Here is a 9,016-nt window from a genome sequence, read left to right on the forward strand (position 1 = left end):
GTATCGGTGGAGAAGACGGCAAATCGGTTTCGCCCGGCGGCCTTGGCCGCGTAGCAGGCGTCGTCGGCACAGGCCAGCGCGTCGGCCACCGTCGTGTCGGCGTCATCGACGAAAGCGATACCGATCGAGGCCGCCAGCTTGCGCGACGTGGCCGTCGATCCAAGTTCGGCATCGCGAACCGCGGCAAGTACCGCGTCGGCCAGCCGCCCGGCCTGCGCCGCATCGCAATTGGGCATCAGCAGCGCGAACTCGTCACCGCCCAGGCGCGCGGCATGCGCCTTCGCGGGAAGGCAGCCCAGAATGCCTTGCGCAACGCTTTTCAGTGCCAGGTCGCCGGCCGCGTGGCCGGCAAAATCGTTGAGCGCCTTGAAGTAGTCGAGATCGACATAGAACACGGAAAGCGGCAGCAACTGCGCGGCCGCGATATGATCGGCCAGCAGCCGGTCGAACGCGGCGCGGTTCAAGAGACCGGTGAGCGCGTCATGGCGGGCCGCATAGGCAAGCTCCTGCTCGCGCTGCTTGTCTTCGGTGATATCGCGCACCGTGCCCAGGATCTGCCCCGCCAGCCGGCGGTCCCGAATTTGCGGGTCGGCGATGAAACGCAGCAGGGATTCTATGTGCCGGACCTCTCCGTCGCGCCGCACGATGCGGTATTGCACGGCGGTGACCTTGTCCGTTTCGAGCGGCACCAGATGCGCGCGCGACGCGGCGTCCTTGTCGTCCGGATGCAGATAGCCGAACCAGTGGTCGCGCTCGACTTCGGCGGTGTCGGAGACGAGCCCGAAAATCTCCCTGGTGCGTTGGTCCCAATAACTTTTGCCGCCCGCGAGGTCGTGGTGCCAGATGCCGGTGCCGCTGGCGGCGAGCGCCAGGCGGAAGCGCACATTGACCTGCTCGAGTTCGGCCTCGGCGGCCTTCTGCTTGGAGATGTCGGTCTGCACACCCATCAGCCTGAGCGGCTTTCCCATCGCGTCGCGCTCGACGACGCCGCCGCGATCGAGCACCCACACCCAATGTCCCTGCTTGTGCTTCAGCCGCAATTCGGTCTCGATGGCGTCGGTCAGGCCGGCAATGTGGCGGTCGCCGCTGGCCAGCGCCCGCTCGCGGTCGTCGGGATGGGTCAGTTGCAGCCAAAGGTCGCTGGTGTTGGCCAATTCGCTCTCATCGTAGCCTAGCATCCGCGCCCAGGTCGCGGAATAAAAGCAGTCGCCGGTCACAAGATCCCAGTCCCAGACGCCAAGATGCGCGCGCTCCAGGGCTTTTGCCCAGAACGTTCCATTGCGACTTTTCTTATCCTGACGCGCCATCGTCTGCTTCGCCTGCTCCACCGCGGCGCAATCTGCGGCAAAACCAGAGAAGAAACAGTTACCGCGCGGGCGGAGTTTCGACGTCTGATTGGGAGCCCCTGTTCATCAAGGCCGTACCGAACTACTCCAGGCAGCCGTCAATTTCCCCAGGTCGACGACACGACATTGCCCGCCGTCACGCCGGACAGTCTTTCGCGCTTCTCGAGCCTCGGCTTTTCATAGGTCTTCTTCATTGCCATCGCCTTCTCCCGTGGCCATCCGATTTCCAGGGTCTAGCTGAGGCGGGGCAGCCATGCTTGGGCTCAGCGGAACGGGTTCCGGCCCAGGCGGCCCTGCCCGGCGCCGAACCCGCCTTTTCGATTGGCCGGCAGGAACCGGAGTTTTGTGTCTGGCGGATCGTCCTACTGCTGCCCAGGTCAGCGGCGCAAGCCGGTGACCCCTGGATCATCGGCGGCGCCGATGATCCCATGCACGACAACAACAAGGACCTTCCAATGACCAAGCAAGAAGACAACAAGGCCGTCGTCGTCAGATGGTTCACCCACTTCTGGGGTGAACGTTGCGATCTGTCGGTCGTCGACGAGATCGCGGCACCCGACATGCTGCTGAAATATTCGCTGCACGAGCCGCGCCGCGGCCGCGACGACATCAAGGCCTTCATGGCCGACTTCCGCGCCGCCTTCCCGGACCTCAACTTCTGGGCCACCGCCGACCTGATTGCCGAGGGCGACTATGTCGTCGGCCAGTGGGAGGGCGGCGGCACGCATACCGGCCCAGCCTTCGGCGACTTCCTCGTCGGTTCGCTGCCGGCCGCCACCGGCCGCATCATGCGCTTCACCGGCACCACGGTGCTGAAGGTGGTTGACGGCAGGATCGTCGAGGAAATCGGCCTCGATGACGGCGTCGCCGCCCTCACCCAGCTCGGTCTGATCAAGACCGCCTGAGGCGATCAGGCAAAACGATCGTTCGGGCCAGGCGGCGTCAATGCCGCCTGGCCTCATTGCTTATTGGCTCGGCGCCATTGCGTGCTCGCATGACACTTTCGGATTCATGTCGGCGAACGTGCCTGTCGGGTTCCCTTTCCAGGCCCAGACATGCAGCTCGTAGAATTCACCCAGGCCATAGCGGTTGGGGGCGTTGTTGAAGTTGAACAGCTGGCCGTCCAACGATGCCGGTCCTTTCGAAGTGATGTACTCGACCGCCACCAGCTTCAGCGTGCCATCGGCCATCGGCTCGTACATCACAGCTTCGGGACGGGCGATGTCGATCTTGTCGTCCTTCAGATACTGGCCGTTGACATAGTGGATGCCCATGGCGCCGCCGGTGATGCCGCTGGCACAAGGAATAGGCGCATAGCCCTCTGATACCGCTGTCTTGACGTCGACAAACCGGCTGTTGACAGCCCGCACCTTGTCGGCCAGCGGGTTGGGGCCGGAGGCAGCTTCAGCCGGCTCCTGATGCGCCTGCGCGAGGGTGGTGCAGATTGCCAGCATGGTCCCCGCCATAAGAAGTCCGCTGCGAAAGTTTGATATCATCTTCATTCCATTCTTCTTGAAAAAGCACAGCTGGCCGGCCGCCGAAAATACGGAGGCCCGGCAGGCAAGCGCTGTGGCTGTTGTTGCTTGGAGATCCCGAAATTGATGTAACGGCTACCGAAAAGGATCATCCCTTCGGCAGATACGGGATCGTTCCGGCCAGATCGGTGTTGTCGATCATCTGGAAACGGCTGTCGCTGCCGTCCTGACGGGCCGAGACGAAGGGCGCGTAGGCAGGATCGGTGGTGAAGGCGCGCGCCGCCGCTTCCGACGGGAACGCCATCAGCGCGATCAGCGTGGTATCGAGCGGCTTGCCTTCAAGCGTTTTCACATTGCCGCTGCGCGACAGATATCTGCCGCCATGCTTGTGGACGAGATCGTGCACCGAGGCGGCGTAAGCCGGCACCCACTGCGGGTCGTTTATCTTGATGTCTGCGATAACGTAGGCGGTCATGGTGGTCTCCTGGTTGCGGTGCACAGGCGTATCCCGTGCAACCGGCCAAAAGGCTCGCATGGCAGGACCCTCGCCAACCAGTCCGCGATCTGTACCGGGGCAGTACAGTTTCCGTACTGGCCGCTTCATTCATGAAGGCCTAATATTCGGTCAGGTTTGAGGGAGAGGCACCAATCATGAGCCAGCACGGATACAAACAATTCTGCCCGCTATCGATGGCCGCTGAGGTGCTGTGCACCCGCTGGACCATGGTGCTGATGCGTGAACTGGTGGCCGGCTCGACCCGCTTCAACGATCTTCGCCGCGGCGTCCCCAAAATGTCGCCGACCCTTCTGTCGCAACGGCTGAAGGAACTTGAGATCGCCGGGATCGTCGAGCGCAAGGAAGTGCCGGGCGAAAAAGGCATCTTCGAATATCGGCTGACGGAAGCCGGCCGGGATTTGCGTCCTGTCGTCGAGGCAATGGGCTTCTGGGGGCAGAAATGGGTCGAGTCCCGGCTGTCGCTGAAGAACCTCGATCCGTCGTTGCTGATGTGGGACATGCGGCGCAATCTAAACCCCTCGCCGCTGCCTGAAGGGCGCACGGTGATACAATTCCTGTATCAGGATCTCCCGGCGTCCAAACGGTCGTGGTGGCTGATCGTCGAGAAGCACGGTGAGGTCGATCTGTGCTGGTACGATCCGGGCTTCGATGTCGATCTCTACGTCTCGACCGACCTGCACACGATGACGGCGATCTGGATGGGAGTGCTGACCGTCGAGAAGGCCGGCGCCAGGGTTGCCCTGACCGGCGACCAGGCCATCGGCAGGAAGATGCAGACCTGGCTCGGCCTCAGCCCATTCGCGGTGGAACCCAAGCGCGCGGCTTAGGAGAATCGGTGCATGTTAGGCGCGCCTGCGGCCCCTGTCATTTGCAAGGTGATAGGGTTGCACGAGGACTTCGGCGGGAATTTTCCATTCCTTGTTCAGTTTGAAGACCATATCCAGGGTGAGTGCGCGCTTTTTGTTCAACACCTCGGTCGCCCGGGGTGATGATCCGATCACCTCGGCCAGCGCCTTCCGCGACAGGTTGAACAGTTCCATGTGCGAATGAATGGCTTCAACGGGATCCGGTGCTTCAATCGGGTAGTGCTTATCCTCATAAGCCTCGATCAGGGTTGCGAGAACGTCGAACCGGTCACCATCGAGAGAGCCGACCTCCGGCTCATTTTCGAAATATTTAGTGATTTCGGCGATCGCCCAATCGTAATCGGCGACGGTCTTAATGGGTCGAATGTTTTCCATCACACCTTCTCCGGATCAATCTTGTCATACTCTTTGTGCGTGCCGACGAATTTGATCAGAACGCGGTGAAACTTGTAGGCGACGTGGACAATCAAACGATACTTGTTGCCGCTAATGTCGAAAATGATGCGATTGTCACCGACGAAATCAACTGTCGCTCCAAACGCATCCTTGACGTCAGCCGGGGTCTTCCAATCAGCATTCCCGACAGCCACATACCAAGCCGTCAAAGGAGCTTCGGCCTGATTGTGTTTTGCCCAAATCCTTCAGCGCCTTCTTGGCAATTATCTGCATGACCTGATATAGCAAATTCCCAAATTGGGAACAAGAGGATTTTCCCAAATTGGGAAAGGCAAGTGAGGTTCTCCAGGCACTTGTCAGGAAACGGGTGGCGGGGCCGGCTTGTGGTGGCTTCAATGCGGTCATGTTCATCACCCTGGCCAAGAATCTGAAGTCCGCGCCGCTGCAAATCACCGACGATCCGCGCTGGGCGCGCATCGTCGCGCGCGACAAATCCGCCGACGGCGCATTCTGGTATTCGGTGGCGACGACGGGCGTCTATTGCCGGCCTTCCTGTCCGTCTCGGCGCGCCAATCCGAAAAATGTGCAGTTGCACGACACGCTGGACCAGGCCAGGGCGACCGGTTTTCGCCCGTGCCGGCGCTGCGATCCACATGGCCCGTCGCTCGAGGCCGGCAACGCGGCGATGGTCGCCGCTGCCTGCCGCAGGATCGAGCAGAGCGAGGAAGAACCCTCGCTGGCTGAATTGGCGGATGCCGCCGGCCGCAGCGCCGGTTATTTCCACCGCATCTTCAAGGCCGTCACCGGGCTGACGCCGAAGGATTTTGCCGCCGCGCACCGTGCCGCCAGGGTCCGCCAGGGCCTGGAAGACGGCGCCAGCGTGACGACGGCGATTTACGATGCCGGTTTCAACTCAAGCGGACGTTTTTACGAGAAATCCACTGGCATGCTCGGCATGACGCCGACGCGCTATCGCGCCGGTGGCGCCGACGAAGAGATCCGCTTCGCCGTTGGCGAGACCTCGCTCGGCACCATCCTGGTCGCGTCCAGCCAGAAGGGCGTCGCCTCGATCCTGCTCGGAGACGATCCCGACGCGCTGGTGCGCGACCTGCAGGATCGTTTCCCCAGGGCACGGCTGATCGGTGGCGACCGCGACTACGAGGCGCTGGTCGCCCGCGTCGTCGGTTTCGTCGAGGCTCCGGCGCTCGGCCTCGACCTGCCGCTCGACGTCCGCGGCACGGCGTTCCAGCAGCGCGTCTGGCAGGCCTTGCGCGCCATCCCCGCCGGCCAAACGGTTTCCTATGCGGAGATCGCGCATCGCATCGGCGCACCTAAGGCGACCCGCGCCATCGCCGCCGCCTGCGCCGCCAACAATCTTGCCGTCGCCATTCCCTGCCACCGCGTCATCCGCAAGGACGGCGCACTTTCCGGCTACGCCTGGGGCGCGGAGCGCAAGCGCGCGCTGCTCGACCGCGAGGCAGCGTCCGACAATGCCAACCGGTCGGTGCGGGCCTGACGAGGACCGGCAATGCGCGCGATGGCAAGGTCTCCCACCACCGATGCGAACATCCAGACCCAAGCTGCCGGCAGCCGCCGCGCCCCTGACGCGAAATCACGGTTGATGACCGCCATCGGCCAGATGGTCGATGATGGCAAAGCCGAATGGAGCCGCACCGCAACCGGCGAGGTTGAGTTGCGCCTGTCATCAGGCGAAGTGTTCGTGCTGGGCGAAATTTCCGTCACCCGTGTCGCATGACGTCCTCAGGCGAAGTGCCAATGATCCAAATCAGCGCTCTACGGCGCCCCCTCTGTCCTGCCGGACATCTCCCCCACTTGTGGGGAGATTGGCTGTCATCGCGACCTTCTCCAATCTCCAACGTTTCAGGACGAGAGCCGGCGCAGGAACTGCCAATCTCCCTCCTTGTGGGGAGATGTCCGGCAGGACAGAGGGGGGCGCCGTAGAGCACCTGCCTTGGGGATTCGAATTTGAAAGCAAGCACCGGAGTGAGACACGGCTGGTAGGTGGCTAGGGTTCAGGCACAGACAAAAGGAGTGAAGGCAATGAACCTCGTACAAACCAATATTCCGGCGACAGTCACCAAGCTCGCCGCCCTCGATATCATAACCTACGCCATCGGCGAATCCGCGATCGGTAAAATCCTGGCGGCACGCAGCCAGATCGGCGTCTGCGCCATCCTGATCGGCTCGGACGCCGACGCGCTGGAGCGGGATCTTGGCCATCGCTTCCCGGGCAAGCTACTGGTCGAAGACCGGGCCACCTTGCGCGACGATCTCGCGGCAATCGCGCGCTTCGTCGAAATACCTGGCGTCGGTCTCGACCTGCCGCTCGACCTGCGCCGCGGCACGCCATTCCAGCAGCGCGTGTGGGAGGCGCTCCGAGGCATCCCGTGCGGCGCCACCATCACCTACGCCGCGCTGGCCCAGCGCCTCGGCCAGCCGGACGGCGCCCGTGCCGTGGCGACGGCCTGTGCGGCCAACGCGATTGCGCTGGGCATTCCCTGCCACCGTGTTGTCCGCGCCGACGGCACGCTGTCGGGCTACCGCTGGGGCCTCGAGCGCAAGCGCGCTCTGATCGACAAGGAGGCTACGATATGAATGCCCATGCTAGGGTTGCCGCATCGGCGGTTGAAGCTGCTCAGACGCGTGTCGCCGGTTACGACTGGCCCGCCCTTGCAGCCGAACTCGACGGTTTCGGCTGCGCGGTGATTGAAAAGCTGCTGTCGCCCGAAGAATGCCGGGAGATCGCCGGCCTCTATCCCAAAGAAGAGCATTTCCGCAGCCACATCCATATGGCCAGGCACGGCTTCGGCAAGGGTGAGTACCGCTATTTCCGCTATCCCTTGCCCGACCTTCTGGGCGGCCTGCGCAGCGCGCTCTATCCCAGGCTGGCCGAGGTCGCCAATCGGTGGAACGAGCGGATGGGGCAGGCCATGCGTTATCCCGCGACGCATGCCGCGTTTCTCGATCAGTGTCATGCCGCCGGCCAGACGCGGCCGACGCCGCTGCTGCTGCAATATGTGCCTGGCGACTTCAACTGCCTGCACCAGGATCTCTATGGCGACCTCGCTTTCCCGCTGCAGGTGGCGATCCTGCTCTCCGAACCGGGCCAGGATTTCACCGGCGGTGAGTTCGCGCTGACCGAGCAGCGGCCGCGCATGCAGAGCCGGGTCGAGGTGGTGCCGCTGCGCCAGGGCGACGCCGTTGTCTTTGCCGTCCACAACCGGCCGGTGCAGGGCACCAAAGGCAATTACCGCGTCAACCTGCGTCATGGCGTCAGCCGGCTGCGCTCAGGCATGCGCCACACGGTCGGGATTATTTTTCACGATGCGAAGTGAGCAGGGAGAAGATGGAGGTCCCCCTCACCCCGCCGGTGCATAGCGACTGACCACCATGCCACAGTCATAGGTCTTCGAGCCGAGCAGCCGCAGGTTTCTAAAACCGCCCTGATCAAAAATCCGGCGGCCCGCACCCAGCACCGCCGGGTTGATGAAAAGCTGAAACTCGTCGACCAGCCCGGCCGCAATCAGCGCCGACGCGAAACCGGCGCCGCCGAACACGGCCATGTCGCCGCCCTCGCCCGCTTTCAGCGCATTGACTTCGCGCGGCAGGTCGCCGCTGGCCACGCTCGTGCGCTCCCAGGCCGGCTCCCCGGCCGATTGCTTGAGCTTATCACTGAGCACCACCTTGCGGGCGTCGACGATGCGTTGCGCAAAGGCGTAGAACGGATCGTGCGGAAACTTCTTGGCGGCATTGCCCCAATGGGTGAGATAGCCCTCCTGCGCCATCTTGCGGCTGAGCAGGATGGTATCGACGCCTGTGAAGACAGCGTTGAAGTCCTGCTTCAGCTCATCGTCCCAAGCGCTCTCGTCACCCCACTCCCAGAGCTGCCAGGAATGGTCCTCGGTGGCGCCGACAAAGCCGTCGACCGACATCTGCATCTGCAGGACCAGCTTTTTCACCGTCATTCTCCTCACGGCTATCGCAAAACAGTTTACATTTGGAACTGTTGACGCAAGGCCAAAACGATGTCAATAGTAAAGTGATTTAGAAATGGAACCATAGATGGCGACGCGCGAAAAATCCGACTGCCCGATCAACCTGTCGCTCGAACTCATCGGCGACCGCTGGACGCTGCTCATCATCCGCGACATGGTCTTCGCCGGGAAAAAGCACTTTCGCGAATTCCTGCAATCCGACGAAGGCATCTCCTCGCGCACGCTGGCCGAGCGACTGCAAACGCTTCAGGACGAAGGCATCCTCACCAGAAGCGACGACCCGACGCATGGCTTGAGAACGGTCTACCGGCTGACCGAAGCAGGCATCGACCTATTGCCGGTGCTGGCGACGCTCGGCGCCTGGGGCAGCAGGCACCGCAAGGCCGACGAGAGATTGGAC

Annotated in this window: 13 protein-coding genes and 1 pseudogene; 7 read left to right on the top strand and 7 right to left on the bottom strand. The window is 62.7% G+C overall.

The window, feature by feature from the left end:
• Together EN991_RS12450 and EN991_RS12455 are read right to left on the bottom strand one after the other, a co-directional pair.
• A partial coding sequence (locus EN991_RS12450) for a diguanylate cyclase (protein ID WP_127368853.1) occupies positions 1 to 1,307 on the bottom strand: 1,307 nt, incomplete at its 3' end.
• Positions 1,308 to 1,444: 137 nt separating this feature from the next.
• Positions 1,445 to 1,546, bottom strand: a complete 102-nt coding sequence (locus EN991_RS12455) for a hypothetical protein (RefSeq protein WP_013530742.1) — start codon at positions 1,544 to 1,546, stop codon at positions 1,445 to 1,447.
• 255 nt (positions 1,547 to 1,801) lie between these two features.
• Here EN991_RS12455 and EN991_RS12460 point away from each other — a divergent pair, with 255 nt between their 5' ends.
• On the top strand, positions 1,802 to 2,251 hold the full coding sequence (locus tag EN991_RS12460) for an ester cyclase (RefSeq protein WP_127368854.1): 450 nt from the start codon (positions 1,802 to 1,804) through the stop codon (positions 2,249 to 2,251).
• Positions 2,252 to 2,311: 60 nt separating this feature from the next.
• Here EN991_RS12460 and EN991_RS12465 read toward each other — a convergent pair whose 3' ends face one another.
• On the bottom strand, positions 2,312 to 2,848 hold the full coding sequence (locus tag EN991_RS12465) for a hypothetical protein (RefSeq protein ID WP_206519198.1): 537 nt from the start codon (positions 2,846 to 2,848) through the stop codon (positions 2,312 to 2,314).
• Between the two features lie 121 nt (positions 2,849 to 2,969).
• On the bottom strand, positions 2,970 to 3,296 hold the full coding sequence (locus EN991_RS12470; RefSeq protein WP_013530739.1) for a DUF1330 domain-containing protein: 327 nt from the start codon (positions 3,294 to 3,296) through the stop codon (positions 2,970 to 2,972).
• A 176-nt stretch (positions 3,297 to 3,472) separates the two neighbouring features.
• On the opposite strand from EN991_RS12470, the gene EN991_RS12475 reads away from it, so the two are divergent.
• Positions 3,473 to 4,165 (top strand): helix-turn-helix domain-containing protein, encoded by a 693-nt coding sequence (locus EN991_RS12475; protein WP_024501641.1) that lies wholly within the window; start codon positions 3,473 to 3,475, stop codon positions 4,163 to 4,165.
• 15 nt (positions 4,166 to 4,180) lie between these two features.
• Here the strand turns inward: EN991_RS12475 and EN991_RS12480 are convergent, their stop codons facing one another.
• The gene (locus EN991_RS12480; RefSeq protein WP_127367261.1) at positions 4,181 to 4,579 is read right to left on the bottom strand and encodes a type II toxin-antitoxin system HigA family antitoxin; all 399 of its coding nucleotides are present in this window, start codon (positions 4,577 to 4,579) and stop codon (positions 4,181 to 4,183) included.
• Positions 4,579 to 4,873 (bottom strand): annotated as a pseudogene (locus tag EN991_RS12485) (type II toxin-antitoxin system HigB family toxin). The gene EN991_RS12480 and the pseudogene EN991_RS12485 overlap by 1 nt, the downstream one beginning before the upstream one ends.
• Positions 4,874 to 5,003: 130 nt before the next feature.
• Here EN991_RS12485 and ada point away from each other — a divergent pair.
• From ada to EN991_RS12510, 4 genes are all read left to right on the top strand, one after another.
• Positions 5,004 to 6,116 carry a bifunctional DNA-binding transcriptional regulator/O6-methylguanine-DNA methyltransferase Ada gene (ada, locus tag EN991_RS12490; protein ID WP_164766125.1) on the top strand — a complete coding sequence of 371 codons (1,113 nt, stop codon included), beginning with the start codon at positions 5,004 to 5,006 and terminating at the stop codon, positions 6,114 to 6,116.
• Between the two features lie 12 nt (positions 6,117 to 6,128).
• Entirely contained in the window at positions 6,129 to 6,356 is a 228-nt protein-coding gene (locus tag EN991_RS12495) for a hypothetical protein (RefSeq protein ID WP_127368856.1), read from the top strand.
• A 305-nt stretch (positions 6,357 to 6,661) separates the two neighbouring features.
• A complete protein-coding gene (locus tag EN991_RS12505; RefSeq protein WP_127368857.1) occupies positions 6,662 to 7,216 on the top strand; it encodes a methylated-DNA--[protein]-cysteine S-methyltransferase in 555 nt (184 codons plus the stop codon).
• Positions 7,213 to 7,956, top strand: coding sequence for a 2OG-Fe(II) oxygenase (locus tag EN991_RS12510; protein ID WP_127368858.1), 744 nt, complete (start codon positions 7,213 to 7,215; stop codon positions 7,954 to 7,956). The genes EN991_RS12505 and EN991_RS12510 overlap by 4 nt, the downstream gene beginning before the upstream one ends.
• A gap of 24 nt (positions 7,957 to 7,980) precedes the next feature.
• Here the strand turns inward: EN991_RS12510 and EN991_RS12515 are convergent, their stop codons facing one another.
• Positions 7,981 to 8,580 (bottom strand): dihydrofolate reductase family protein, encoded by a 600-nt coding sequence (locus EN991_RS12515; protein WP_013530731.1) that lies wholly within the window; start codon positions 8,578 to 8,580, stop codon positions 7,981 to 7,983.
• Between the two features lie 103 nt (positions 8,581 to 8,683).
• Here EN991_RS12515 and EN991_RS12520 point away from each other — a divergent pair.
• On the top strand, positions 8,684 to 9,016 hold a 333-nt coding region (locus EN991_RS12520), incomplete at its 3' end, for a helix-turn-helix domain-containing protein (RefSeq protein ID WP_164769007.1).

This window comes from Mesorhizobium sp. M7A.F.Ca.US.005.03.2.1 (assembly GCF_003997795.1).
In the GTDB taxonomy this organism is placed as follows: domain Bacteria; phylum Pseudomonadota; class Alphaproteobacteria; order Rhizobiales; family Rhizobiaceae; genus Mesorhizobium; species Mesorhizobium ciceri.

Excerpts from the sequence above, each read along its gene's own strand:
- EN991_RS12455 (WP_013530742.1), bottom strand. The coding sequence starts at position 1,546 with ATGGCAATGAAGAAGACCTATGAAAAGCCGAGGCTCGAGAAGCGCGAA.
- EN991_RS12460 (WP_127368854.1), top strand. The coding sequence starts at position 1,802 with ATGACCAAGCAAGAAGACAACAAGGCCGTCGTCGTCAGATGGTTCACC.
- EN991_RS12465 (WP_206519198.1), bottom strand. The coding sequence starts at position 2,848 with ATGAAGATGATATCAAACTTTCGCAGCGGACTTCTTATGGCGGGGACC.
- EN991_RS12470 (WP_013530739.1), bottom strand. The coding sequence starts at position 3,296 with ATGACCGCCTACGTTATCGCAGACATCAAGATAAACGACCCGCAGTGG.
- EN991_RS12475 (WP_024501641.1), top strand. The coding sequence starts at position 3,473 with ATGAGCCAGCACGGATACAAACAATTCTGCCCGCTATCGATGGCCGCT.
- EN991_RS12480 (WP_127367261.1), bottom strand. The coding sequence starts at position 4,579 with ATGGAAAACATTCGACCCATTAAGACCGTCGCCGATTACGATTGGGCG.
- ada (WP_164766125.1), top strand. The coding sequence starts at position 5,004 with ATGTTCATCACCCTGGCCAAGAATCTGAAGTCCGCGCCGCTGCAAATC.
- EN991_RS12495 (WP_127368856.1), top strand. The coding sequence starts at position 6,129 with ATGCGCGCGATGGCAAGGTCTCCCACCACCGATGCGAACATCCAGACC.
- EN991_RS12505 (WP_127368857.1), top strand. The coding sequence starts at position 6,662 with ATGAACCTCGTACAAACCAATATTCCGGCGACAGTCACCAAGCTCGCC.
- EN991_RS12510 (WP_127368858.1), top strand. The coding sequence starts at position 7,213 with ATGAATGCCCATGCTAGGGTTGCCGCATCGGCGGTTGAAGCTGCTCAG.